This is a genomic window from Magnetovibrio sp. PR-2, assembly GCF_036689815.1.
Classification (GTDB): Bacteria; Pseudomonadota; Alphaproteobacteria; order Rhodospirillales; family Magnetovibrionaceae; genus Magnetovibrio.
Genome location: NZ_JBAHUR010000001.1, coordinates 146,009 through 170,860 on the forward strand (window position 1 = coordinate 146,009; position 24,852 = coordinate 170,860).

Annotated in this window: 30 protein-coding genes; 18 read left to right on the plus strand and 12 right to left on the minus strand. The window is 56.6% G+C overall.

The annotated features are described in order from the left end of the window. Positions 1–84 precede the first annotated feature (84 nt). The 8 genes from hisB to V5T82_RS00775 are packed head-to-tail and all read left to right on the plus strand — an operon-like array spanning position 85 to position 4,493. Positions 85–684: an imidazoleglycerol-phosphate dehydratase HisB gene (gene hisB / locus V5T82_RS00740; RefSeq protein WP_332893658.1), complete on the plus strand. Its 600-nt coding sequence runs from the start codon at positions 85–87 to the stop codon at positions 682–684. 15 nt (positions 685–699) lie between these two features. Beyond that, a complete protein-coding gene (locus tag V5T82_RS00745) occupies positions 700–1,095 on the plus strand; it encodes a DUF2628 domain-containing protein (RefSeq protein WP_332893659.1) in 396 nt (131 codons plus the stop codon). Then, positions 1,089–1,730: an imidazole glycerol phosphate synthase subunit HisH gene (gene hisH, locus V5T82_RS00750; protein WP_332893660.1), complete on the plus strand. Its 642-nt coding sequence runs from the start codon at positions 1,089–1,091 to the stop codon at positions 1,728–1,730. Before V5T82_RS00745 ends, hisH begins: the two co-directional genes overlap by 7 nt. Before the next feature lie 3 nt (positions 1,731–1,733). Continuing rightward, entirely contained in the window at positions 1,734–2,459 is a 726-nt protein-coding gene (gene hisA, locus V5T82_RS00755; RefSeq protein ID WP_332893661.1) for a 1-(5-phosphoribosyl)-5-[(5-phosphoribosylamino)methylideneamino]imidazole-4-carboxamide isomerase, read from the plus strand. A gap of 3 nt (positions 2,460–2,462) precedes the next feature. Continuing rightward, entirely contained in the window at positions 2,463–3,242 is a 780-nt protein-coding gene (hisF, locus tag V5T82_RS00760; protein WP_332893662.1) for an imidazole glycerol phosphate synthase subunit HisF, read from the plus strand. Positions 3,243–3,262: 20 nt separating this feature from the next. Beyond that, positions 3,263–3,595, plus strand: coding sequence for a phosphoribosyl-ATP diphosphatase (locus V5T82_RS00765; protein ID WP_332893663.1), 333 nt, complete (start codon positions 3,263–3,265; stop codon positions 3,593–3,595). A gap of 14 nt (positions 3,596–3,609) precedes the next feature. Then, complete coding sequence (locus tag V5T82_RS00770; protein ID WP_332893664.1) at positions 3,610–3,972, plus strand: histidine triad nucleotide-binding protein; 363 nt, start codon at positions 3,610–3,612, stop codon at positions 3,970–3,972. 2 nt (positions 3,973–3,974) lie between these two features. Further along, positions 3,975–4,493, plus strand: coding sequence for a GNAT family N-acetyltransferase (locus tag V5T82_RS00775; RefSeq protein ID WP_332893665.1), 519 nt, complete (start codon positions 3,975–3,977; stop codon positions 4,491–4,493). Positions 4,494–4,514: 21 nt separating this feature from the next. Here the strand turns inward: V5T82_RS00775 and V5T82_RS00780 are convergent, their stop codons facing one another. The 6 genes from V5T82_RS00780 to V5T82_RS00805 form a co-directional block, all read right to left on the minus strand. Continuing rightward, the gene (locus tag V5T82_RS00780) at positions 4,515–6,065 is read right to left on the minus strand and encodes a YifB family Mg chelatase-like AAA ATPase (RefSeq protein ID WP_332893666.1); all 1,551 of its coding nucleotides are present in this window, start codon (positions 6,063–6,065) and stop codon (positions 4,515–4,517) included. A 76-nt stretch (positions 6,066–6,141) separates the two neighbouring features. Next, on the minus strand, positions 6,142–6,753 hold the full coding sequence (locus V5T82_RS00785) for a LysE family translocator (RefSeq protein ID WP_332893667.1): 612 nt from the start codon (positions 6,751–6,753) through the stop codon (positions 6,142–6,144). 23 nt (positions 6,754–6,776) lie between these two features. Next, positions 6,777–7,727 (minus strand): glutathione synthase, encoded by a 951-nt coding sequence (gshB, locus tag V5T82_RS00790; protein WP_332893668.1) that lies wholly within the window; start codon positions 7,725–7,727, stop codon positions 6,777–6,779. Then, complete coding sequence (locus tag V5T82_RS00795) at positions 7,724–8,557, minus strand: transglutaminase family protein (protein WP_332893669.1); 834 nt, start codon at positions 8,555–8,557, stop codon at positions 7,724–7,726. Before V5T82_RS00795 ends, gshB begins: the two co-directional genes overlap by 4 nt. Continuing rightward, a complete protein-coding gene (locus tag V5T82_RS00800) occupies positions 8,554–9,198 on the minus strand; it encodes a BON domain-containing protein (RefSeq protein ID WP_332893670.1) in 645 nt (214 codons plus the stop codon). Before V5T82_RS00800 ends, V5T82_RS00795 begins: the two co-directional genes overlap by 4 nt. 86 nt (positions 9,199–9,284) lie before the next feature. After that, entirely contained in the window at positions 9,285–9,677 is a 393-nt protein-coding gene (locus V5T82_RS00805) for a YraN family protein (RefSeq protein ID WP_332893671.1), read from the minus strand. 95 nt (positions 9,678–9,772) lie between these two features. Between V5T82_RS00805 and V5T82_RS00810 the strand changes: the two genes are divergently transcribed. Next, positions 9,773–11,200 (plus strand): penicillin-binding protein activator, encoded by a 1,428-nt coding sequence (locus tag V5T82_RS00810; protein WP_332893672.1) that lies wholly within the window; start codon positions 9,773–9,775, stop codon positions 11,198–11,200. Between the two features lie 21 nt (positions 11,201–11,221). On the opposite strand, the gene hemW is transcribed toward V5T82_RS00810, so the two are convergent. Beyond that, entirely contained in the window at positions 11,222–12,466 is a 1,245-nt protein-coding gene (gene hemW, locus V5T82_RS00815; RefSeq protein ID WP_332893673.1) for a radical SAM family heme chaperone HemW, read from the minus strand. A gap of 134 nt (positions 12,467–12,600) precedes the next feature. On the opposite strand from hemW, the gene V5T82_RS00820 reads away from it, so the two are divergent. Next, positions 12,601–13,089 (plus strand): hypothetical protein, encoded by a 489-nt coding sequence (locus V5T82_RS00820; RefSeq protein ID WP_332893674.1) that lies wholly within the window; start codon positions 12,601–12,603, stop codon positions 13,087–13,089. Here V5T82_RS00820 and rdgB read toward each other — a convergent pair. After that, positions 13,086–13,694 (minus strand): RdgB/HAM1 family non-canonical purine NTP pyrophosphatase, encoded by a 609-nt coding sequence (gene rdgB / locus V5T82_RS00825; protein WP_332893675.1) that lies wholly within the window; start codon positions 13,692–13,694, stop codon positions 13,086–13,088. The two genes, V5T82_RS00820 and rdgB, sit on opposite strands and share 4 nt — an antisense overlap. A gap of 5 nt (positions 13,695–13,699) precedes the next feature. After that, entirely contained in the window at positions 13,700–14,419 is a 720-nt protein-coding gene (gene rph / locus V5T82_RS00830) for a ribonuclease PH (protein ID WP_332893676.1), read from the minus strand. Between the two features lie 111 nt (positions 14,420–14,530). Here rph and hrcA point away from each other — a divergent pair, with 111 nt between their 5' ends. The 4 genes from hrcA to dnaJ all read left to right on the plus strand — a co-directional run bounded on the left by hrcA (position 14,531) and on the right by dnaJ (position 19,872). After that, the gene (hrcA, locus tag V5T82_RS00835) at positions 14,531–15,565 is read left to right on the plus strand and encodes a heat-inducible transcriptional repressor HrcA (RefSeq protein WP_332893677.1); all 1,035 of its coding nucleotides are present in this window, start codon (positions 14,531–14,533) and stop codon (positions 15,563–15,565) included. A 121-nt stretch (positions 15,566–15,686) separates the two neighbouring features. After that, positions 15,687–16,424: a nucleotide exchange factor GrpE gene (locus V5T82_RS00840; RefSeq protein WP_332893678.1), complete on the plus strand. Its 738-nt coding sequence runs from the start codon at positions 15,687–15,689 to the stop codon at positions 16,422–16,424. Positions 16,425–16,628: 204 nt separating this feature from the next. Continuing rightward, on the plus strand, positions 16,629–18,572 hold the full coding sequence (gene dnaK, locus V5T82_RS00845) for a molecular chaperone DnaK (protein WP_332893679.1): 1,944 nt from the start codon (positions 16,629–16,631) through the stop codon (positions 18,570–18,572). Between the two features lie 133 nt (positions 18,573–18,705). Beyond that, on the plus strand, positions 18,706–19,872 hold the full coding sequence (dnaJ, locus tag V5T82_RS00850; RefSeq protein WP_332893680.1) for a molecular chaperone DnaJ: 1,167 nt from the start codon (positions 18,706–18,708) through the stop codon (positions 19,870–19,872). 100 nt (positions 19,873–19,972) lie between these two features. Here dnaJ and V5T82_RS00855 read toward each other — a convergent pair whose 3' ends face one another. Next, on the minus strand, positions 19,973–20,632 hold the full coding sequence (locus tag V5T82_RS00855; protein WP_332893681.1) for a hypothetical protein: 660 nt from the start codon (positions 20,630–20,632) through the stop codon (positions 19,973–19,975). A 222-nt stretch (positions 20,633–20,854) separates the two neighbouring features. Between V5T82_RS00855 and dapB the strand changes: the two genes are divergently transcribed. The 4 genes from dapB (at position 20,855) to V5T82_RS00875 (ending at position 22,906) form a co-directional block, all read left to right on the plus strand. Then, the gene (gene dapB / locus V5T82_RS00860) at positions 20,855–21,652 is read left to right on the plus strand and encodes a 4-hydroxy-tetrahydrodipicolinate reductase (RefSeq protein ID WP_332893682.1); all 798 of its coding nucleotides are present in this window, start codon (positions 20,855–20,857) and stop codon (positions 21,650–21,652) included. A 2-nt stretch (positions 21,653–21,654) separates the two neighbouring features. Next, on the plus strand, positions 21,655–21,987 hold the full coding sequence (locus V5T82_RS00865; RefSeq protein WP_332893683.1) for a hypothetical protein: 333 nt from the start codon (positions 21,655–21,657) through the stop codon (positions 21,985–21,987). A 15-nt stretch (positions 21,988–22,002) separates the two neighbouring features. Beyond that, a complete protein-coding gene (locus V5T82_RS00870; protein WP_332893684.1) occupies positions 22,003–22,284 on the plus strand; it encodes a hypothetical protein in 282 nt (93 codons plus the stop codon). Positions 22,285–22,372: 88 nt separating this feature from the next. After that, positions 22,373–22,906 carry a hypothetical protein gene (locus V5T82_RS00875; RefSeq protein WP_332893685.1) on the plus strand — a complete coding sequence of 178 codons (534 nt, stop codon included), beginning with the start codon at positions 22,373–22,375 and terminating at the stop codon, positions 22,904–22,906. Between the two features lies 1 nt (position 22,907). Here the strand turns inward: V5T82_RS00875 and V5T82_RS00880 are convergent, their stop codons facing one another. Together V5T82_RS00880 and V5T82_RS00885 are read right to left on the minus strand one after the other, a co-directional pair. Next, positions 22,908–23,420 carry a DUF2244 domain-containing protein gene (locus V5T82_RS00880; RefSeq protein WP_332893686.1) on the minus strand — a complete coding sequence of 171 codons (513 nt, stop codon included), beginning with the start codon at positions 23,418–23,420 and terminating at the stop codon, positions 22,908–22,910. 44 nt (positions 23,421–23,464) lie between these two features. Beyond that, a complete protein-coding gene (locus V5T82_RS00885) occupies positions 23,465–24,760 on the minus strand; it encodes an adenylate/guanylate cyclase domain-containing protein (RefSeq protein ID WP_332893687.1) in 1,296 nt (431 codons plus the stop codon). Positions 24,761–24,852 lie beyond the last annotated feature (92 nt).

Consider the following 24,852-nt stretch of genomic DNA (forward strand, 5'->3'; position numbering starts at 1 on the left):
TCCCTTTATTCTTGCTGGTGTGCGCCCTTGGGACCTGATAAAAGAAAGCTCATTATTTACATTTACTCAATTGGAGTTCCCCAGATGCGCACCGCAAGCGTAGACCGTAACACCCATGAGACCCAAATCTCTGTCGAGCTGAACCTCGACGGCGAGGGCAAGTACGACATTTCCACCGGGATCGGGTTTCTCGATCACATGCTGGAACAGCTGTCGCGCCACGCGCTCATTGATTTGACGGTCAAAGCGACGGGTGATCTCCACATCGATTTCCACCACACCACCGAAGACGTGGGCATTGCCATTGGCGAAGCGTTTACGCAGGCCCTTGGCGATCGCAAGGGCATTGGGCGTTATGGCTCGGCCCTGTCGCCCATGGATGAGGCCTTGAGCCGTATCGTCTTGGACGCATCAAACCGCCCGTTTTTGGTGTGGAAGGTCGAATTTGTGCGCGATAAATTGGGCGATATGGATACTGAGCTGTTTAAGGAATGGTTCGCGGGCTTCGGCCAAGCCGCCGGCCTGACGCTGCACGTCGAAACTTTGTATGGTGAAAACAACCACCACATCATTGAAAGCATCTTCAAGGGCACGGCCCGCGCGCTGCGCCAAGCGGTCGAAATCGATCCGCGCAAAGCCGATCAAGTGCCGTCCACCAAAGGCGTTTTGGGTGGCTCGCTCTAAAAAAGGAAGCAGCGGATGAGCATCTACACGGTTCACGTTCGCGACACGGGTATTCAGCCTACCTTGGCTGTGGTCAAGGACGGCTTTTCCTGGCCAGCTGCGGTTTTTGGGTTCATTTGGGCCCTGGTCGTGGGGGCTTGGGAAGTGGCGCTGATGCTGTTCGGCGTGCAGATCGGTGTGGGCTTCGTGTTGGAGCTGCTCATCAGCGACCCCAGTGCTCTGGCCGTGGTGCAAATCGGCTTGGCCGTGGTGATCGGCTTGGTTGCCAACGAACTGCGCCGCTGGCACTTGGAAAAGCGCGGGCTTTATGAAGACGCGGTGGTGACGGCCAACAATAAAGAAGAAGCGGAACGTCGGTATCTGGATGCCAATCCGTACATGACGGCAAAGTTATTGAGAGACGAATGTTAATTTCCATCATCGATTATGGTTCAGGGAACCTGCGCTCTGTTGCGAAGTCTTTTGAGCGCGCAGCTCACGAACAAGGCCTCAACGCCGAAGTTCTGGTGACGCCAAACCCCGACGACGTGTTGAAAGCTGACCGGATCGTGCTGCCGGGTGTCGGCGCGTTTGCCGATTGCAAAAATGGTTTGGAAAGTGTGGACGGTTTGCACGACGCCCTCACCGAAGCCGTTATCCATAAAGCGCGTCCGTTTTTGGGCGTGTGCGTGGGCATGCAGTTGATGAGCGATGTGGGTCACGAGTTCGGCGACACCCCGGGCTTGGGCTGGATCGCGGGCGACGTTGTGGCGCTGGCCCCCAGTGATGCAAACCTCAAAATCCCGCACATGGGCTGGAACGATCTGCACTTGGAAACGGACCACCCGGTGTTTGACGGGGTGAACACGGGTGAGCACGCGTACTTTGTGCACAGCTTTCAGTTCAAAACCATCGATCCCGCGCACGTCTTGGCGACGGTGGACTACGGTGGGCCCGTGACGGCGGCCATCGGGCGCGACAACTTGGTCGGCACGCAATTCCACCCGGAAAAAAGCCAAAAGCTGGGCCTGCACATTATTTCGAATTTCTTGAAGTGGAATCCGTAAACGATGATCTTTTACCCTGCCATCGATTTGAAAGACGGCCAGTGCGTGCGTTTGCTGCGCGGCGAAATGGATCAAGCCACCGTGTTCAACGACGACGCGGGCGCACAGGCGAAAGCCTTTGTGGACCAAGGGTGCGAATGGATTCATGTGGTCGATCTCAACGGGGCCTTCGAAGGCAAGCCTGTGAACGCCGACGCGGTGCAAGCGATCTTGGACGCGGTGGACGTGCCCATCGAGCTGGGTGGCGGCATCCGCCATATGGACACCATCCGCTTTTGGTTGGACAAGGGCGTCAAACGCGTGATCTTGGGCACCGTTGCCTTGCGCGATCCGGACTTGGTTATCGAAGCCTGCAAAGCATTTCCCGGTCGCATTGCGGTGGGTGTGGATGCCAAAGACGGCATGGTGGCGGTGGAAGGCTGGGCGGAAGTCTCAGATATTTCAGCCGTTGAGTTGGCCCAAAAGTTCGAAGATGCCGGCGTGGCCGTGATCATCTTCACCGATATTGGCCGCGACGGTTTGATGCAAGGCCCCAATGTGGCCTCAACCTTGGAATTGGCCAAAGCCATCTCCACTCCGGTCATCGTGTCGGGCGGTGTGTCGTCTATGGACGATCTCAAAGCCGTGAAAGACGCAGGCGGTGATTTGTTCGACGGCGTGATTTCGGGTCGCGCGGTCTATGACGGTAAAATCGGCGTCAAAGAAGCCGTCGAGTTGTTGGGAGCTTAAGCGATGAGTTTAAAAGCACGCATCATCCCCTGTCTGGACGTCGAAGGCGGACGTGTTGTCAAAGGTGTCAACTTCGTCGATTTGATCGACGCCGGCGATCCGGTGGAACAAGCGCGGGTTTATGACGCCGCAGGTGCGGACGAGCTCACGTTCCTGGACATCACGGCAAGCCACGAAAACAGGGACACTATTTTTGATGTGGTGAACCGCACGGCGGAACAGTGCTTTATGCCCTTAACCGTCGGCGGCGGTGTGCGCACCACGGATGACATTCGCAAATTGTTGTTGGCCGGTGCGGACAAAGCGTCCATCAACACGGCGGCGGTGAAAAACCCGGAGTTCGTGAAAGAGGCTGCGGAAAAGTTCGGCAGCCAATGCATTGTCGTGGCGGTGGACGCCAAGACGGTGTCTCCCGGTAAATTTGAAATCTTCACCCACGGCGGGCGCGAGCCCACGGGTATTGATGCGGTGGAATGGTCCAAGCGCATGGCCGCATACGGCGCGGGCGAAATTTTGTTGACCTCCATGGATCGCGACGGCACCAAACAGGGCTTTAACATCGACCTCACCCGTGCCATCGCGGATGCGGTGGACATCCCCGTGATTGCCTCGGGTGGTGTGGGTACGCTGGACCATATGGTTGAGGGTGTTTTGGAAGGCCACGCTTCGGCGGTGCTTGCGGCCTCGATTTTTCACTTCGGGACGTATACCATTGGGGAAACCAAACGTTATATGCAGGCGCACGGGGTTGATGTGCGCCTCGACAATATTGAAAAAGCTTAAAACGCAGGGAAGCCAAATTCATGTCTGAGAGTCACATTGGCGTTTTGACACGCCTGTTTGAAACCATCGAAAGCCGCCGTGGCGCGGATGCGGAAACATCCTATACCGCCAAACTGTTTTCGCGCGGACGCACCGCCATCGCTCAAAAAGTCGGCGAAGAAGCCGTCGAAGTGAACATTGCCGCCTTGGCTGAGGGCCCGGACGCTTTGGCTGCGGAAAGTGCGGATTTGATCTATCACCTGATGGTTTTGTGGGCCGACAGCGGCATCACGCCGGAACACGTTTGGGACGAGTTGCTAAAGCGCGAAGGCCTGTCCGGCATTGAAGAAAAACGTGCGCGCGGCGAACTCTAAAAAGGTCGTTTGGGATGAGTTACGATAAAGAAAACATTTTCGCCAAAATCCTGCGTGGAGAAATCCCGTGCGACAAAGTCTATGAAAACGAATACGTTTTGGCGTTCAACGACATTGGCCCCCAGGCACCAACGCACGTCTTGGTGATTCCTAAGGGCGCATACGTTTCCCAAGACGATTTTACGAATAACGCAAGTGATGAAGAGATCACGGGCCTGTGGCGCGCGGTGGGCTACATCGCCCGCGACGTGCTGGACTTGGCAGACGGCGGCTATCGCACCATCCAAAACACCGGATCCGACGGTGGCCAAGAGGTCCCGCACTATCACGTGCATATCTTGGGTGGAAAACCCATAGGCCGCATGGTGCCCGGCTGATCGTGGTGCATATCCGCACCAGTCATTCCAAAGACTTAGCTGGGATTGAGCGCGTATATGCAGACGCCTTTCCCGACGAAGACCTCCTCCCTGTCGTGCGCGAATTGCTGGATTTTGGCCCAGGGGTCTTGTCGTTGGTGGCTGTGAAAGAAAACATCATTGTCGGCCATGTGATTTTTTGCGATTGCCGGGTTGGCGAACAGAAGGTCTCCATGCTGGCGCCGCTGTGTGCCGCACCGGCTTTGCACAAACAGGGCATCGGCACGGCTTTGGTTCAGGGCGGGTTTGATCGTCTGAAAAGTGCCGGTGTCGCCTGGGTCTATGTGTTGGGCTCCCCCAACTATTATGGCCGCTTTGGCTTTGAAGCCGACGGTGATGTAGCCCCACCGTACCCTTTGCCGAAAGCGTATCAAGAGCTGGGCGCGTGGCAGTCGGTTGTGCTGAGCGATGCACCGAAGCCAAAAGGCAAGCTCGATGTGCCCGCCCCGTGGCAACAGGCAAAATATTGGTCCGAAGGTTAAGGCCCAGGGGTTTTTCCGGCGTTAGGCGCTCATGGCCGTTTGGCGTCCCGGCATGCGGCGGCGATACGACAGGGCTTCGGCCACGTGAACTTTGGTGATGGTTTTTTGGCCTTCTAAATCGGCGATGGTGCGCGATACGCGTTGCACCCGGTGAAAGCCCCGGGCCGATAAGCGCATGCGACTTGCCGCGTCCGCCAACAACGCTTTGGCAGCGTCGTCCATCAGGGCGACTTTTTCCAGGACTTTGCCATCGGCTTCTGAGTTGATGCGGGTGTTCACACCGATGGCGGCGAAGCGGCGCGCCTGCAAATCGCGGGCGGCCAAAACGCGTGCACGCACGTCGGCAGACGTTTCGGACGGGGGCGGCAGGGACAGGTCGCTGGCGGACACCATGGGGACTTCCACATGCAAATCAATTCGGTCTAACAATGGTCCGGATAATTTGTTCTGATATTCCTCCGCACACTTCGGTGCGCGTGAACAGGCTTGTGCCGGATCGTCCAGATAGCCGCACCGGCACGGGTTCATTGCGGCCACCAATTGAAAACGTGCCGGATACGTAACGTGTGCAGAAGCCCTTGAAATTACGGCACTTCCAGACTCAATAGGTTGGCGCAGGGCCTCCAATGCGGGGCGCTGGAACTCGGGCAATTCGTCCAAGAACAACACGCCTAAGTGGGCCAACGACACTTCACCGGGGCGCACTTGCACCCCGCCACCGACCAAGGCGGCTTGGGAAGCAGAGTGGTGGGGATCGCGAAAAGGACGGTCTTTCATGAGCCCCCCTTCGGGCAACATTCCGGCCAATGAATGAATCATCGACACATCCAGCGCTTCGGTGGGGGTGAGGGGGGGTAAAATGGTCGAAAGGCGCCGCGCGAGCAAAGATTTGCCCGATCCGGGCGGACCGCTCATGAGCAGGTTGTGACCCCCTGCCGCAGCGATTTCCAGGGCCCGTTTGGCCGATTCTTGGCCCTTGATATCTACTAGGTCCAAAGAATCGAGCCCATCAGAGGTCCCTGAATCAGTATGATGAATTAAGGGCTCCGGATTGCTCAAAACCTGTGTGCCCTTGAAATGATTAACCAAATCCATGATGGAACGGGCCGCCAAGACACTCAGGTCCCCGGCCCACACGGCTTCACCCCCCTGACTAGCCGGGCAAATCAGGCCCAAATCGCGGCTTTGCGCGTGAATGGCGCTGGGCAAAACGCCGTTTACGGATGTGAGTGTTCCGTCCAAAGCTAGTTCCCCAAGTGCAACGAACTGGTCGATTTGGTCGGCGGGCAGCACATCCATGGCGGTGAGCAATCCCAGCGCAATAGGCAGGTCAAAATGGCTGCCTTCTTTGAGTGTATCGGCCGGCGATAAGTTCACCGTGATGCGTTTGGGCGGCAGCGCCAGACCCAAAGCCGACAGCGCCGCACGCACGCGTTCTTTGGCCTCCGACACCGCTTTGTTGGGCAAGCCCACAAGGGTAAACGCCGGCAGCCCTTGGGCCATGTGGACCTGAACGTCCACGGGCAGAACTTCAATGCCTTGAAAGGCGACGGTGTTGATGCGTGCGACCATAAAGAACCCTCATACCCGAAATACTTCTATATGAGTGTAACGATCTGCGAGATACGCGCAACGCGATATTGGAACTTTATCTGTCCGCCAATGCCAAGCGCACACCCAGCGCGCCAAAGGCTCCGGCAAATCCGCGCTTGAGCCATTTGAGCACCGCCGGGCGGTTCAACATCAGCACCTGCATGTGCGCGGCGGCCAAACCGTAGATTGCGAACACGATGGCGGTTAGCGCCATGAATACGGCAGACAGGCCCATCATATCCCACAGCGCGGTGTCGGATGCAGTGGGCACGAACTGGGGCAGGAACGCCAAAAAGAAGATCGAAAGTTTTGGATTCAAGATGTTGATCAGAAAACCGTGGCTGGCGATTTTCAGCGCGCGTTTTTGCGGCTGATCCTTAGGGATGTCCAGCGCGCCACCGTCTTTGAGGCTGCTCCACGCCAGATAAAACAGATAGGCCACGCCGGCGAATTTCACCACTTGGAACGCCACCGCGCTGGTGTGCAAAATGGCGGCGAGGCCAAAGATGCTTGCGGCCATGTGCGGCACAATCCCAAATGTGCAGCCCACCGTCGCGGCCAAGGCTGCGCGTTTGCCACCACTTAAGCCTTGGGCCAGTGTATAAATCACCCCGGTGCCGGGCATGATCACGACGATGAGAGAGGTCAGCAAAAATTCTGGGGACATGGCGTCATTCCGTCAGGTGGCCGTCAGGTGGAGACTTTAGCCTCAATAGCATCCCAGATTTTTTCTTCCAGCGCTACACCGTCAAAACGGCGGATTTCCTGCAGGCCGGTGGGCGAGGTGACGTTGATTTCGGTGAGATAGCCGCCGATGACATCAATGCCGACAAACAACAGGCCGCGTTGCCTTAAATCTTCGCCGATGGTGGCGCAGATTTCCAAGTCCCGTGGGTTGAGGTCGGTTTGTTCCGGTCGCCCGCCCGCATGCATGTTGGAGCGCGCTTCGCCTGCTTGCGGTACCCGATTGATGGCGCCCACGGGTTCGCCGTCGACCAAAATGATGCGTTTGTCGCCTTGGCGCACGTCTTTGAGATACGCCTGAACCACCAACGGTTCGCGCAGGCCTTCCAAAAACATTTCCAGCAGGGAACCTAAATTTTCATCGTCCGGTTTGACGTGAAACACCCCGGCACCGCCGTTGCCGTAGAGCGGCTTGACGATGATGTCTTCGTGCTTGGCGCGGAACGCTTTGATTTGCTCCACATTGCGCGTGATCAGGGTCGGCGGGACAAGCTCTGGGAAGCGCGCGATGTAGAGTTTTTCGGGGTTGTTGCGCACCTCGGTCGGGTTGTTAACTACCATTGTCGTTGAGGGCAGCATATCCAACAAATAGGTGGTCGTGATGTAGGCCATGTCAAAGGGCGGGTCTTGGCGCAGCCACACCACATCTAGGGTGCTCAAATCCACTAGTCGTACATCATCAAGGGAAACGTGGTTTCCGGCTTCACGGCGCAGCTCGATTTTTTGCATCTTCGCGAGCACTTGGCCGTCTTCGAAAATAAGATCATCCGGGTGGTAATAATACAGCTCGTGACCGCGTCGTTTCGCCTCCAAACCGATGGCGAACGTACTGTCAGCGTCGATATCGACGTCTTGAATGGGGTCCATTTGCAGGGCGACTTTAAGGGGGCGGGTCATAGATCACCTTTGTTGATGCGGTGCGTGAGCTCTTGCAGCAGTTGGGAAGCTGTATAGCGCTGTGCGTCGTTGCCCGGCAACGTTAAAAACCGTTCCAGCGCACGTGCCGCGTCCAACAATTGGTCTTGGCGGGCGTACAAAACACCCAGCTCCCGCCACAACCGCGGTTCGTTTGGGGCCAAAAGGATTGACGCTTCAAGGGCTTGGGTAGCTGCCTCCGGTGCGGCGTGGCGCAGCTGGTGGGTTTTGACGCCGTCTTGAAGACGCAGCAAAATTTGGCGCGAACTCAGGGGTTTGAGATCCAACAGTGTCAGGTCTTGGGGCCCGTCTTTGGCTGAGCTGAGCATCTGGCGCATGTGTCGGGCGGAAACGGGGCGGCCATCGGACAGGGGGTCGATCAAAAGCCGCTCGCCGCCGACGGGGATGCCTAACAATATGCGTGTGGAAAAGGCCAAAAGCTCAAGGTTGTGAACGTGTTCAGACAACACATGGGCGTACAAAATCGCTAAGGTTTCTGCCCCGCCGCACCGCCGGTCGATGGTGCGCACCTGGTTAACCTGAACCACAGCATCGTCGAGGTAACAATAGCCATAGCGCCGCGCCAAGATTTGTCGGGCGGCTTCTATGGCCAAGGCGCTGTCGCCCTCATCCGCGCCGATGTAGGCCCGCACGTCGGAAGACAACAGCTGCAAATGACGGTGGTAGGGCGCCAAATTCAGATGGGGTTCGCTCCATTGCGCAAGATCAAGCGCGGCCGTCGCCAAAGGAATGTCGGCGTCCTCATGCTGACCATAGGCGCGGAGACGTTCGCGAGCACCCGGCCCGCTCATTTTACGCTAGCTGTGTTGGGTGCTGTATTTGGGTCGTAATCCGGTAGGGGTTGTTTGACACGCACATGTGAAACAATGCGGCGCACATAATCGATGGATCGTGCATGATCGCGGACCCGCTGTAATTCTGTATCGGACTGGGCAATGCCCATGAGATATACCGTGGCCCCTGTGGTTTCGATCATATAGTTGATGGCCAAAACTTTTTTGTCGAAGGTTAATTTGGCTTCCAGCTGTGTGGAAATCCAGGCGTCGCGTGCGGTGTTTAAAATGCCGCCTTCGGTGGTGACGTGAATTTCGTTGATCACGTCGACAATGCCGTCCACTTGCCAAGCCAGGCGTACGGCGTCGGCGCGTTGGTCTTCGCTGTCCAGTTGCCCGGTCAGCAAGGCCCGGCTCTCATAAACATCGACACCGACTTTGGCGATGAAGGTGTGATCATGGCTGCTGAGTTTTTCCAACACCCGGCTGGTGAGCGCCAAGTCCCGCGCCACGCCGTCAACGCCGCGTTCGGAATAGGCCGACACGCCGACACCAGCGGCTCCGCCCAAGACCAAACCCACAGGCGTGCACGCCGAAACGCCAAGGCCTAAGCCCAAAACAGTGATCAAAACCAAAAGGGTGCGCGAACCGGAAAACATCACCATACGTCCTGCCAAAATTCTTCAAAACATGAAGATTAACTCTAACCCCAGATGGTTAACAAAGGGTGGCGAGAACAAGCCTTTTACGGGCGCCATGCGTCTTTAAGGTATTTAAATCGCAGAAAACCCGTAACCATTGCAACGTCAAAACGAATGTCGCAAGCTTGGAGCGGGGGGTGATGGATTAAAAACTGCTGCGCCGCGCGCTCAATACGCCCGCGCTGTTTGGGGGTGATGGCGTCTAGGGCCGTTTGCACGTCGGACCGGGCTTTGACTTCGACAAAAACCAACAGTTTGCCGCGTTTGGCGGCCAGGTCTAGTTCCCCCACATGGGTTTTGTAATTGCGCCCAACGATACGCCACCCTTGCAGCCGCAATCCCCACGCCACCAGGGTTTCTGCCCAGCGCCCACGTTTTTGCGCGCGCACCCGGGCAGTGCTGGGTTGGGCTTTGGGGGATGAGGACGGTTTACTCAAGGCGACGGTCTCGCTACTCTTCATCAAACTTTGGCCGTTTTTCGTGGCTATATTTCAGAGCGTATCCGATTTTTCAGAAGGCATCAGCCCCGCATATGACCATTCGCACAGTTTTCCGCACGTCTTTGATGGCCGCCGCCAGCGCACTGCTGTTGGTGGCGTGTCAGCAGACCACTGGGTCCGATCCGCAACTGGCCAATACAAAACCCGAAACTGCACCGTCTTCGAACGGAACATATGCGGCGTCTGGGGGCACCGGCCCGCAAATTGTGGCGCGCGCCCAGCAGCCCAAACCACATCCCCGCCCGCCGGTGCTGCCGTCTTTGGAAGACTTGATTGGGCGCTTGCCGACCGCGAGCCCGCACACGGCTCAACCGAGCCAAAGTGTCGAGCCACCGCCCGTGCCCCTGGCGCGCGGGCTGCGTGTGGCTGTGTTGTTGCCGCTTTCAGGTGCTAATCAACGGGTTGGCGCGGCCATGTTGAACGCGGCGCAAATGGCGCTGTTCGATTTTGCCGGCACCGATTTCGAAGTCTTGGTGCACGACACCCAAGGCACACCCGACGGGGCGCGCGAAGCCGCGCGTTTGGCCATTGGCGATGGCGCACAGCTGATCGTCGGGCCCTTGTTGGCCCCGTCGGTGCGCGCGGTGACGGAGCTTGCACAACTGGCCAATGTGCCGGTGATGGCGTTTTCATCCGATCGTTCCGTGGTCGGCCCTGGGGTTTACACCATGGGTTTTTTCCCGGGCGACGAAGTTTCACGCGTGGTCCAATACGCCACCGCCAAGGGCTTGAAACGGTTTGCTTTGTTGGCGCCGGAAGGGCCTTACGGCGAAAAGGTTTCGGCGACGTTCAACGCGGCGGTGTGGCAAGCGGGCGGCGTTGTGGTTGAAAGCCAGTTTTACGATCCCAACCTGTCGGACTTTTCCGAGCCGGTCAAACGCATTGCCCACTATAACGAACGCCGCGGCGCTTTGGTGGCGCAGCGCAACGCCTTGAAAGCCAAGGGGGACGAGGTCTCTCAGCTGGCGTTGAAGCGTTTGGGCAATCTGCAAACCATCGGTGAGCTGCCCTATGACGCTTTGCTGGTGGCCGACGGTGGCCGGCGTTTGATCGCGGTGTCGGCGATGCTGCCGTTTTACGACATCGACCCCAACAAAGTGCAAATTATGGGCACGGGGCAGTTTGACGAGCCAGGTCTGGGCGCCGAGCCCGCATTGGTGGGCAGTTGGTACGCCGCCCCCAATCCCGACACCCGCCAGAAATTTTCCGACGAATATCTCAGCGCGTATGGCAACCGCCCGCACCGCTTGGCGACGTTGGCCTATGACGCGACCGCTTTGGCGGTTTTGTTGGGCCCGCACAAATACGATGCGAACGTGTTGGCGGACGTGGGTGGATTTTCCGGCAAAGACGGCTTGTTCCGCTTCAATCAAAACGGCGAGGCCGAGCGCGGTCTGGCGGTGATGGAGGTGCGGCGCAAAGACGCAAAGATTATCGATCCCGCACCGACGGCGTTTTAAGGCGGGGTGTTAGGCATCGAATTAGTTCATTTTGCCGCCGCTAAAGCCCGCAAACGGATCGGGTTCGGGATCGTCCGTGCGTCCGTCGTCCAGCAGTTGTGCTATGATGCCGTTCAGCATCAAGCGGCCGGCATCTGTGGTGCAAATGCCGTGCTTGGAAATCTCCAAAAGTCCCGCGTTGCTGAGGTTTTCGACAGAGCGGCCATTGAGGCACTGCATTAACGGGGTTCCGGTTTGCGCTTCGAACTGCTCAGAATTGAGGCCTTCAGATAGGCGCAAGCCGGTTAAGATCAGCTCTTCTTCACGCTCGGAGCGTGTCAGCTCGCTCGATTTTGCCGTGCCGTGACCTTGGCTGTCGACTTTGGCAAGCCAGCGCGCTGGGTCGGCGATTTGGTGGGTGGCATGGGTTGTGCCATTTTGCGTGATCCGACCGTGTGCGCCGGGGCCGATACCGATGTAATCACCACCTTGCCAATAGCTTAAATTATGGCGGCTTTCTGCACCCGGACGGGCGTGATTGGACACTTCATAGGCCGGCAAACCGTCGGCGTCGCACATCTCTTGGGTGAGTTGATAAAGGTCGGCGGCCATATCTTCTTCCGCTTCCGAAACGTTTTGACGGAAAAAATCCGTTCCGGGTTCGACGGTCAGTTGATAAAGCGAAATGTGATCGGTCACCAAACCCAAAGCGTACTCCAACTCATCGGCCCAATCGCCTTCGCCCTGACCGGGGCGGGCATAGATTAAATCGATAGAGTAACGGTCAAAAACCGCTTGGGCGATATCCACGGCGCCAAGCGCCTCCTCGACGCTGTGTTCGCGGCCAAGGCGTTGTAAATCTTCATCATTTAGAGCTTGTACCCCAACCGAAACGCGATTGACGCCGGCATCGCGAAAGGCGCGGAACTTGGCGGCTTCGACGGATGTGGGGTTAGCTTCCAAAGTGATTTCACAGCTGGGATCAACCGCCCATTGATCGCTGGCAGTCTCTAAAATTGCGTGCACGGTGTCGGGGTCCAAGAGGCTGGGCGTGCCGCCGCCGAAGAACACGGATGTGAGCGTGCGGCTACTTGTTTGGCTTGCGTAATGTTTTAAATCCTGCAAAATTGCGGTGCGATAGTGGTCCTGATCGACGCTGGACGGCACGTTTGCGCGGGAGTTGAAATCGCAGTACGGACATTTGGACAAGCACCAGGGCCAGTGCACATAAAGCGCTAAGCTGTCAGCTGTCGGCGGGCTCACCAAAGGGGGAGGACGTTTGGCCATATGGACTTTCACGTTTGCAGATCAAATTCGTGTGACACAGGCGCGGGCACGCCCCGTCTTTAAAACAGTATTGATCCATTTGCTTCATTGCACAACAGAGGAAGAAAACACGGCCTGTGAAGATTTTGTGGACCTTGTCTGTTTTGTTGGGTGTCACGGCGTTTGTCATATTTGCACCGGGCCGCGCGCAGGCGGTGTCGTTTTCGTGCACCCTTGTGAACGGAACGACCGTGCGCCTGGTGCAAGATGTCACACTGAACAACATCGCCGTGGCTCGCACGACCATCAACGGTCCGGTGATTGTGTTTAACAGGACCGTGTTGAAAAAGTTTTCGACCCAAACCCAGCTGTTTTGGCTGTCCCACGAATGTGCGCATCAAAAGCTCGGCCATTTTACCGGACAAAAGGCTCAGGCGCGAGCGACCAAAGAGCAACAGGCCGATTGCCAAGGGGCCAAAGACATGGTGCGGCGTTTTCGCATCAGCAGCTATGATTTACGTGTCATCACCAACGAAGTGTCCCAAGTCGGCCGCGGCCGCGGCGGCCAAGCGGTCAACTATATGACGGGGTCTAAGCGCGCCGTTTTTATTCGACAATGTGCCGTCGCTGCAGCGGGGGGTTAAGCGTCCTCAAAACACGCGGCGACCAGCAGTTTGAACGCATTGGCGCGGTGGCTCATGGCGTGTTTGGCTTGGGGCTCCATTTCTGCGAATGTGGTCTCGAAGCCGTCGGGGATGAAGGTTGGGTCGTAGCCGAACCCTTTCTCGCCCCGGGGCGGCCAGGTCATGTGGCCGTGCACTTGGCCTTCGAAGCTTTCCGTGTGTCCGTCCGGCCATGCGAGCGTTAAAGCGCAGGCGAAGTGGGCGGAGCGGTCTTCGGCGCCGGCATCGATGATGGCGGTTTCGACCTTTTCCATGGCGACGGAAAAATCTTTGTCCGGCCCGGCCCAGCGCGCGGAATAGACACCGGGGTTGTCGCCCAGGGCATGCACGCAAAGCCCGCTGTCATCGGCCAAGGCCACGTGACCCGAAGCGGTGGCGGCGGCCAGGGCTTTGATTTGTGCGTTATCGATGAAGGTTTCCCCGTCTTCGACAGGTTCGGGCAAGCCCAGTTCGCCGACCGAGACGACATCCGCGCCGAACGGTTCCAACAATTCGCCGATTTCGCGCACTTTGCCGGGATTGTGGCTGGCGATGACCAGCTTACCGCCTTCAAACTTACGGGGCATTGCGGTTACTCCAGCTCCAAAACGTCGCGTTGCAGCTCAACCAGTTCGCTCACCCCTTTTTTGGCGAGGCTCATGAGCTCCATGAACTGGTCTTCGGAGAACGGATAGTCTTCCGCCGTGCCTTGAATTTCGACGATGCCTTGGGCCCCCGTCAGCACGAAGTTGGTGTCGGCTTCCGCTGCGCTGTCTTCCAAATAGTCCAGATCCAAAACAGCCGCGCCTTGGTAAAGTCCGCACGAAACGGCGGCGACTTGATCGACCAGGGGCACACTTTCAATCAGTTCGCGTTCCACCGCTTGGCGCAGCGCCAAGTGGAGCGCCACATAGGCCCCGGTGATGGATGCCGTGCGCGTGCCGCCGTCGGCTTGGATGACGTCGCAGTCCACGGTGATTTGCATTTCGCCCATGGCTTCCAAATCGGTGATGGCGCGCAGTGAGCGGCCGATCAGGCGTTGAATTTCTTGAGTACGGCCCGACTGTTTGCCGCGTGCGGCTTCGCGGTTCATGCGCGAATTGGTGGCACGCGGCAGCATGCCGTATTCCGCCGTGACCCAGCCTTTGCCCTGACCCCGGATCCACGGCGGCACGCGCTCTTCCAAGGTGGCGGCACACAACACGTGGGTGTCGCCGAACTTGATCAGGCACGAACCTTCGGCGTGTTTGGCGAAGCCGGGTTCAATGGTGACGGTGCGCATTTGGTCCAAGTCGCGGCCGCTGGGTCTCATATGAATTATCCTCAAGTCTTTAAAATGTATTGGCCCCCAAGCTAAACGGGCTGGGAGCGTAGAACAAGCGCGCAATTGACGGAATTTGCCCACGTGATTACCTTGGAGTTCATGATCACCGAACTCAACGAACGCTCCCGCGAAATCTTTCGCCGCATTGTCGACGGTTACCTGGACACAGGAGCACCGGTGGGCTCGCGCACGCTGAGCCGTCAGTCGGGGCTGGATATCTCGCCCGCGACCATCCGCAACGTCATGGCGGACTTGGAAGACGCGGGCTTGTTGTGTTCACCGCACACATCTGCAGGCCGCCTGCCGACCGAGTTGGGGCTGAAGCTTTATGTGGACGGCATTTTGGAGGTGGGCAATCTGACGAAGGACGAGCGCCAATCCATCGAGGGGGAGTGCAAAGCGTCCGGCACCTCGGTCGAGGGGATGTTGGAAAATGCCACCCAAGCCTTGTCGGGCCTGTCGCATTTGACGGGCTTGGTGGTTGCGCCCAAAACCCAGGCCCCCTTGAAGCACATTGAATTCGTCAGCCTGTCGCCGGGTCGGGCCTTGGTGGTCTTGGTCACCGAAAACGGGGTGGTGGAAAACCGCATTATAGAAGTGCCCGCCAACATCTTGCCGAGCGCCTTGGTGGAAGCGACCAATTATTTGTCGGCGCGCTTGGTGGGGCGGACCTTGAACGAAGCCTTTGGGGCGATCCAAGCCGAACTCACGTCTCACAAGGCGCAATTGGACGCGCTCACCGCCAAAGTGGTGGAAGAAGGCTTGGCCGTTTGGGCGGGCGGGGACGGGGATAGCTCTCTGATCGTGCGCGGACAGGCGAATTTGTTGGAAGACATGGACGCCGCTGCGGATTTGGAGCACATCCGGTCTTTGTTCGAAGCGCTGGAAACCAAGGAATCCATGGCGCGGCTCATCGAAAGTGCCGACATCGCCGACGGTGTGCAAATTTTTATCGGTGCGGAAAACAACCTGTTTGGCATGTCGGGCTGCTCCATGGTGGTGGGGCCCTATCGCGACACCCAAGAACGCATCATCGGCACCATCGGCGTGATCGGTCCGACGCGTATGAATTACGCCCGAATCATTCCCATGGTGGACTACACAGCGAAGATGGTGGGCCGCTTGATCGGCTAAAAGCTCGGCGAATGTCACATTTCCATATCAAAAGAACGACTTTTCCGCGTTTCGCGGGTTGATTCGTGCGTCAAATCGGTTACATACCTCCCAACCGAGGATCAGTGGGAAAACACACCCGATGAACACAGAACACGAAGTGCCAGCCGAAGACGTTCCGGAAACGCCGGAAGAGGTCGCGGCTGCTCAAGCCGATGCCCAAGCCGAAGCCGCGCGCGAAATCGAGATCGAAATCGCCGACGCGCAAGAAGAGGCTGCCGCCGAACAGCCCGAAGAGCTTGATTTGGAAGGTGAAATCGCCAAGCTGAAAGACCAGCTGCTGCGCGCCATGGCGGAAGCCGAAAACACGCGCCGCATTGCCGCGCGTGAAAAAACCGACGCGCAAAAGTACGCGGTCACCAACTTTGGCCGCGATATGCTGCGTGTGGCGGATTATTTGTCCATGGCGACCATGGCGGTGACCCAGGAAGCCCGCGATGCGGATTCCAACCTCAACAACCTGTGTGTCGGCATCGACATGACCATGAAGGAACTGTTGAACGTCTTTGAAGGCCACGGCATCAAGCCGATTAAGACCGATGGCGTGACGTTCGACCACAATCTGCACGAAGCGATCAGCCAAGAAGAAAACCCGGACGTGCCCAAAGGCACCATCCTGCGCGCTCAGCGCGGTGGGTTTACCTTGAAAGACCGTTTGTTGCGTCCCGCCCAGGTGGTTGTCGCCACCGGTGGCCCGAAACCGGAAAACCCGGATGCGGCGTCAGAGGCGGACACTTTGGACCAAGCCCCGGACGATGCCCAAAAGGCTTATGAAGGCGACGGTGCCGAGCCCGGTCAGCAAGTGGACCAAGAAACCTAAGAAAAACCCGACCTTTAGTCCGGTTTTTCGCCATTTCAAGCGTTGCGGGGGCCAAATCCCAGGCTTATATACCTCGCAACCAAAGCCCTTAACGGGGCATTTGAACATTAACCATTGAGGCGACAGCCTCTTTAACCCGAGGGGACCGACGCGGAGCTTGAGGATAAGGCCGCTAAAGTCCGCCTGAGACGGAGATTGAAAGACATGAGCAAAGTTATCGGTATTGACTTGGGCACCACGAACTCGTGTTTGTCCTTGATGGAAGGCTCCGATCCGAAAGTGATCGAAAATGCCGAGGGCGCGCGCACCACGCCGTCCATGGTCGCCTTCACAGATGATGGTGAACGCCTGGTGGGTCAGCCCGCCAAACGCCAAGCCGTCACCAACCCCACGGACACCCTGTTCGCCATCAAACGTTTGATCGGCCGTCGCTACAACGACCCGCTGACCGAAAAAGACAAAGGTTTGGTGCCGTATCACATCACCGAAGGCAAAAATGGTGACGCATGGGTGGAAGCTCAGGGCAAAGATTACAGCCCGTCTGAAGTCTCCGCGTTCATTTTGCAAAAAATGAAAGAAACGGCGGAAAGCTACTTGGGCGCAGAAGTCACGCAAGCCGTGATCACCGTTCCGGCTTACTTCAACGACAGCCAGCGCCAAGCCACCAAAGACGCCGGTAAGATTGCCGGTTTGGAAGTGCTGCGCATCATCAACGAACCGACCGCTGCGGCTCTGGCTTATGGCCTTGAGAAAAAAGACGGCGGTGTGGTTGCTGTTTATGACTTGGGCGGTGGTACGTTTGACGTTTCTATTTTGGAAATCGGCGACGGTGTCTTCGAAGTGAAGTCCACCAACGGCGATACGTTCCTGGGCGGTGAAGACTTTGACCACTCCATCGTCGAATACTTGGCCGACGAATTCAAAAAAGAAAACGGCATCGACTTGCGCGAAGACCGCTTGGCCCTGCAGCGTCTGAAAGAAGCTGCGGAAAAAGCCAAGATCGAACTGTCGTCTTCCACGCAAACCGAAGTCAACCTGCCGTTCATCACGGCAGATGCCTCCGGCCCGAAACACTTGAACGTGAAAATGACCCGCGCCAAGTTGGAAGCGTTGGTGGGCGATCTGATCAAACGCACGGTTGCCCCTTGTGAAGCCGCGTTGAAAGACGCCGGCCTCAAAGCGTCCGAAATCGACGAAGTGATATTGGTTGGTGGCATGACCCGCATGCCGAAAGTCCAAGAGGTCGTCAAAGACATCTTCGGTCGCGAGCCGCACAAAGGTGTGAACCCCGACGAAGTTGTGGCCATCGGTGCTGCCATCCAAGGCGGTGTGTTGAAAGGCGACGTCAAAGACGTTTTGCTGTTGGACGTGACGCCGTTGTCGCTGGGCATCGAAACCCTGGGCGGTGTGTTCACCCGCTTGATCGATCGCAACACCACGATCCCGACCCGCAAGTCTCAAGTCTTCTCCACCGCAGAAGACAACCAGTCGGCTGTGACCATCCGCGTGTTCCAAGGGGAACGCGAAATGGCGGCGGACAACAAACATCTGGGTCAGTTCGATCTGATCGGTATTCCCCCGTCTCCGCGCGGCATGCCGCAAATCGAAGTCACCTTTGACATCGACACCAACGGTATCGTCAACGTGTCGGCCAAAGACAAAGCGACGGGCAAAGAACAGCAAGTTGCCATTCAGGCTTCCGGTGGTCTGTCCGACGACGACATCGAAAAAATGGTCCAAGACGCCGAAAGCCACGCGGAAGAAGACAAAACGCGTCGCGAATTGGTGGACGCGAAAAACAAGGCCGAAAGCTTGGTGCACGACACCGAGAAAAACGTCGCTGAGCATGGCGATAAAGTCAGCCCGGACGATAAAGCTGCCATCGAAAGCGCCATCGCCGACACCAAAGCGGTGTTGGAAGACGAAGGTGCGGACGCCGAAGCCATCAATGGCAAGGCCGACACTTTGATGCAAGCCGCCATGAAACTGGGCGAAGCCATGTATAAAGACCAGCAAGCCGAAGCCGGTGAAGCAGGTCCGGATATGGGCGCGGCGCCGGGTGGCGACGGGGGTGCAGAGGCACCCGCTGACGACAATGTGGTCGATGCCGACTTTGAAGAAGTCGACCCCGACCAAGACAAGAAGTAAGTCGTAACGACTGAATGACCCCAGCCGTCATTGCGAGCAAAGCGAAGCAATCCAGAATGTTGATACATGGATTGCTTCGTCACTTTGCTCCTCGCAATGACGAAGCGGGTTAGATGTAACTGGGACAAGACCTATGTCGAAGCAAGACTATTACGATCTGCTGGGAGTCTCGAAAGACGCCGACGGCGACGAGATCAAAAAGGCATACCGTAAACTTGCCATGAAGTATCACCCGGACCGCAATCCGGATGACAAAAGCGCTGAGCAAAGCTTCAAAGACGTTAACGAGGCCTATGAAATCCTCAAAGACGATGAGAAGCGCGCGGCTTACGACCGCTTTGGTCATGCGGCCTTCGAACAAGGCGGCCCCGGTGGCCCCGGTGGTTTTGGCGGTGGTTTCGAAGGCGGCTTCGGCGGCGGTTTTGCCGACATCTTCGAAGAAATGTTCGGCGGTGGCGGCGGCGGTTTTGGCGGTGGACGCGGTCGCGGCGGCGCGGAACAATCCGGCCGTGGGTCGGACCTGCGCTTTAACATGGACATAACCTTGGAAGAAGCCTTTGAGGGCAAGTCCACGGAAATTCGTGTCCCCGGTTCTGCACAATGTGACGACTGCGGCGGCACGGGTGCGAAAAAAGGCACCGAACCGACCACATGTTCGTCGTGTGGGGGCCATGGCCGCATTCGCGCGCAACAAGGTTTCTTCACGGTTGAGCGCACGTGCCCCACGTGTCACGGCCAAGGCAAAATGATCAAAGAGCCGTGCCGCAATTGCTCGGGCTCTGGCCGTGTGCACAAAGAAAAAACCTTGTCCGTCAACATTCCCGCCGGCGTCGAAGACGGCACACGCATCCGCTTGTCCGGCGAAGGCGAAGCTGGCCTGCGCGGCGCTCCGTCAGGTGATCTCTATATTTTCTTGAACATTCGTTCGCACAACATCTTCCAACGCGAGGGTGCCAACATTTATGTACGTGTACCGGTGCCCATGACCACAGCGGCCTTGGGCGGGTCTTTGGAAGTCCCCACGGTGGGCGGTTCGCGCGCACGCATCAACATTCCCGAAGGCACCCAGTCGGGCCAACAGTTCCGCCTGCGCGGCAAAGGTATGAGCGTTCTGCGCTCCCCTGCTTTTGGCGACATGTTTGTGGAACTCAGCGTTGAAACACCGGTGAACCTTACTAAGAAGCAAAAAGAATTGATGGACCAATTCCGCGCCGAAGGTGGAGATGAAAACAAACACTCCCCCGAATCCGGCGGCTTCTTCTCCAAAGTCAAAGAGCTGTGGGAAGACTTGAAGGATTAAACGGGGACACCACTTAATTGGTGCCCCGTATTTCTCTCCTGATGCTAGAATATTGTAAAACGTAGGGCGGCAAAATCATGATGTCTTGGCGGTGGATTTCTCACTCCGCCGCCGCCATGCGTTTGGGTTGGGTACGTGTTTCGCGCTCCGCAATCACCGCCATGGGGGCCCAATAATCCCCCGCACGTCGTTTTTTGATTTTGCCGCGAATGATATTGAGGCGATTTTTTTTGAGCCCCATATCGTTCTGCCACGTCATCAAGCGTTCGCGAAAATCGTCTGTGCGCGACCGGATCACTTGGCGGCCATGGATACTTTCGGCCATGGTGGAAAACATCACCGCGCCAAACTGTAACGTGTTGCCGTCGACGCCATCGTTCATCAAATACAAAATGCGCTCCAAATCCGATTGAACGGTGCTGAAGAACTGCACGTCGCGTTTGATTTCAAAGGCCGCCTGCGGCTCTTTGCTGGACGCCCAACACATCAAGATGTCGCAGCGCCCACGCCCCATTTTCTGGTCAATGGGCGGCTGTTTGCCCCGTGCGGCCGAGCGCGCCTGTGACAACTGGAATTCCAGCCATGTGAGATGATTGGGCGCGGAACGATTGAGACGTTCTGCAACACTAACGGTTAAAAGATATTCCGGTGCTTGGTTAAAATGCAAAGTATTGGACGTCAGCTTGCTGAATTTCTTTTCCGCCAAATCCAATCCTGAGAATGCAGCCCGGATCAGTTCTTGTTTCGGTATACCTCTCATTTATGTTCCACCCTTGTTTAGACATATGGTTGTAGCGAGAGCAGCATTAGTATCAAAAGATGTACCAAAAATCACCCTTTATTATTGTTGGTGTACTTTATACACGACTAATACGGGTATTGGGCAAGATTGTGGTGTTTGGCTGAGGATAATGTTACATCTGAAAATCTTGGGCGGGTCGCAGAACCCGGCTCAGTTGGAACGTGAAAAGTGAGACGATTGATGAAGATCGGAATAGTGGGCGCGGCCGGGCGCATGGGTCGAATGTTGGTGGCGGCTGTTCAGGCTGCAGACGGGGCTTCGTTGGCCGGCGGAACGGAGTTTGCCTCCCATCCCAATAGGGGTGAGGACTTAGGTCTGTTGGCCGGTGGAGAAGCGGCAGGCGTTGAGCTTTCAACCGATCCGCGTGCGCTGTTTGACGTCAGTGATGCGGTCATCGATTTCACCATACCGACGGCCACGGCGGCGCATGCGGCTTTGGCGGCTGAGACCGGCACGGTTTTGGTGGTCGGCACAACCGGCATGGACGAGGCCCAACAAGGCGCGGTCGATGCAGCGGCGCAAAAAGCAGCTGTTGTTCAGGCGGCGAATTTTTCGGTTGGTGTCAACGTGTTGCTCGGATTGGTTGAAAAAACGGCTGCCATCTTGCCCGAATCTTATGACATTGAAATCGTCGAAATGCACCACTATCACAAGGTTGACGCTCCGTCCGGCACCGCTTTGGCGCTGGGCCACGCGGCGGCGGCGGGTCGTGAAGTCAACTTGGACGATGTGGCGTGCAAAGCGCGCGATGGCATCGTCGGGGCCCGCCCCAAAGGTGAAATTGGCTTCGCCACCCTGCGCGGCGGTGATGTGGTCGGCGATCACACCACCATGTTCGCCGGCCCTGGCGAGCGTCTTGAGATCACGCACAAAGCGTCAAGCCGTGAAGTCTTCGCCAACGGCGCGGTGCGCGCGGCGATTTGGGGCTGTTCGCAACAACCCGGCAAGTACGATATGAAAGATGTGTTGGGTCTCTAGACATGCTGCCCCGTCCGTTGCCAGACTTTGCCCCCGTTGAAATCGATTGCATCACGTCGGTGATGCTGAAGATTTTGGACGGTAAGTGCAAAATGGGCGCGGCGGAAAAAGACGTCATGTCCGCGCTTTATCACGCCGTTTTGGGTCAATCGGGAGAGGTGCTTGACCCCGCTTTACATGACGTGATTGCCAAGGCCCAAGAGGATCTGGACGAAGACATGCGCTTGGCGATTTATGAAAAACGCGTGTTGGCTGAGACGATGATTTCGCGCCCGATCATGAAAGCGTTTAAGGCACGGCTGCGTGACGAAGGCATTTTACCGAAACACACTTAAGTCCTATCCCTTTGTATGAAAAACCAAAACAACACAGAAAATATTTGGGGTCTCGGCTTCATCGCGTGTGTGGTGGTGGGTGTGCCGTGGTGGCTGTCCGGCTTCAACACAGATGTGTTTTTGTATTGGTTTCGCGTGGTGGCGACGTTGGGGCTTGCGGGGTTGATCGTGTTGCCGATGATGCGCTTTATCGAACGTAAGCTCAACCGCACCATAGCGGTCTTGTTATCTATCGCGCTGTTGCCCGAAATTGTGTTGAGCTTGCATTTTATATTTATGCCGTGGATTTTTGACTAAGAGGTTTCCTTGTAAAGAGCAAAAGGGTGCGTTAATTTTCGTCTCAACTTATGAGTAGTATTAAGGGTGTCTACCGGGGGGGATTTATATGTTGAACTTCAGGTCATCCGTGCTGATCGCTGTAACGGCCATTCTTCTATCCGCGTGCCAATCGAACTATGGCCAGGGTGAACTCCGGCTGGCGGGAAGCACGGTTCGTGGGTTGGAAAAATATATGGCTGAAAGCCACCCAACCGTTTTTGCCGTTTCCATGGATGGCACTCGCTATCGTTACTATTTTTGTTCGATCGTCACATGCGGTGATAATGGTGCCGCTTATCACAAAGCGATTCAGGAATGCGAAAACGAATTGCATGAGTGCAAGCTCTTGGCATCACGCAAACGCATCGTTTGGCAAAAAGACAACGGTGAGTTTTTCACCTTGAAAGAAATTTTATCTTTGAGCCAGACAGTTCAACATTCTGCTCACATGTCAAAATCAGACAAAGACATTTGTACCCAAGCCTTGAACGATACGAAGGACCGTTGGACGGATGATGGTTCGCGCCGCGCGTTTATCAAGGCCGCGTTGATCAGAAAACTATCCCCCGCCGATTGCGCTCTCGTCTTGCACGAAAGCTGAATCAGTTCGTGTTCAGCGGCGTGTGTTGCTGAAAGATGAGTGTGTTCAGCTGTTCAGCCATACGCTGTTTTTCGTGAGCGGATAAAAACTTGCCGATCTCTATCGCTTCGCCGTGGCTGCGCACTTCAAGCTCGCCGTTTTCTGTACTCGAGCCGGTATAGTTGACCTGAACCCAATATGCGGGGAAGTCGTGGTGGCGCACGCCGCTTAGGTCGCGTTGAGACACCCGTACGTTCTCTGACGTAATCTCAATGGTCTCAAAAACTTCGGTGCGTTTGATGAACACGTGCACCATGGCGGCGATAAAGATGAACTCGGCCCCGAAAAAGCCCAAAACCGGCCAGCCGCCAAGTGTGGTCAAGAAAACCCCAGCCGCAAACCACACCACGCCTAAGAAACCGCAAAACGTATAGGCCACCCGTGGGTCGGCGCTGCGGCGCGGACGCAAGGTGAGGACGAAGGCCTTGAGACCTTCAGACGTTTGTGTGTGTTCGGTTTTGTCGATACTTTGCATCGTTGTTTTTATGTAGAAAGCGGTGCTGAAATGTCTAAGGTTTTTTACGTGGTGACCTGCCAACGATTGATAGCGATGGGGCGGCGGCGGCCTTTGACGGCGACGTCTTCGGAAGGTGAAAACCCGTCCAGAGCAGAAGCGTTCAAGGTCTCTTTGTCCGTCACCAGCTCGCCGCTACTGGCTTGGGAACAAAGGCGCGCAGACATGTTGACGCTGTCGCCGATGACTGTGAAGTCGCGTCGGTCCTTCGGTCCAATGGCGCCGGAAATGACTGGCCCGGTGTAAATGCCGATGCCCAAGCCCCGGGGCTGGCCGGTCTTTTGAACGTCTTGGAGGATCTCTTGCGACGCTTGTATGGCGCGCTTTTGGGCATCCGTTCCGGTAAAGCGCACCAAAAGGGCGTCGCCGATCATTTTGTCGACATCACCGCCGTGTCTTTGCACGATGGCCACCTGAATGCCCATCAAATCATTGAGGAAAAAGACAACGCGTTCCGGATCATTGGTTTCGGAGTAGCTGGTGAAGTCGCGGACATCGGAATGAAACAGGGTCATTTCGATTTTTGAAGAGGGAATATCGTCGTGGGTATCGGCGCTCAACGCCGCGTTCACAGCGCTGGAGGACACAAAAGATTTGAGCCGTTCGCTCAGGCGGACAATGGCGGCGGATTGGCGGTCGATGGCGCGCTGCCCACGTTTGACCAGCATCCCGAAAACCAGGGCAAAGACCAGCTGAATGGCTATGGGAACGGCAATGGCGGGAACGGCTGTTCGGCGCAGTAGACCGTCCAAATAGGTGACCGTTTCATACATTTCAAACACCGCCGTCAAATGGCCTTGGTCATTGATGTATGGGGTGTAAATTTCATAGACGGCGGTTCCGTCGGCTTCGACCTTTTCTTGAAGTAAAGGAACAGCGTCAATCAGTGTGGTGCGGAGCGCGGGGGCGGTTTCCCGAACGCCGATTTTGGTGGGATCGACGTCAAAAACAATGCGACCCGCAAGATCATAGACTTTAAGTTTGATCAGCTTTTGTCGCTCGATCTCTTCTTCAAAAATGTTGCGTAATTCATCCAATTGCGCTTCGGTGGCTTGAGCGTCTTGCATGGCGTGCCAAGCTTCGGGGGCACTGTCTTCTAAAACGTGGGCGATCAATTCGCCCCGAAAAGCAGACTGTTCGAGGTAGATGCCGCGCGTGAAGGAGTTGAACGCGTACCACAATGCCGCGCTTAAGAGGACGGCAAAGATCAAAATTGCCGGTATCCCTCGCCACAAATACAGGCGCTGCAAGGGAAACGGTTGATGAATTTCGTCGGCGGTATGAGAAGATTCAGAAGGCATGAAAACATTCCACATAAATTTTTTGCCAAATATAAACGCCTATCGTTGCTTTGCCTAGCTGAACATCACCTGAACGGTGTACATGAGACATG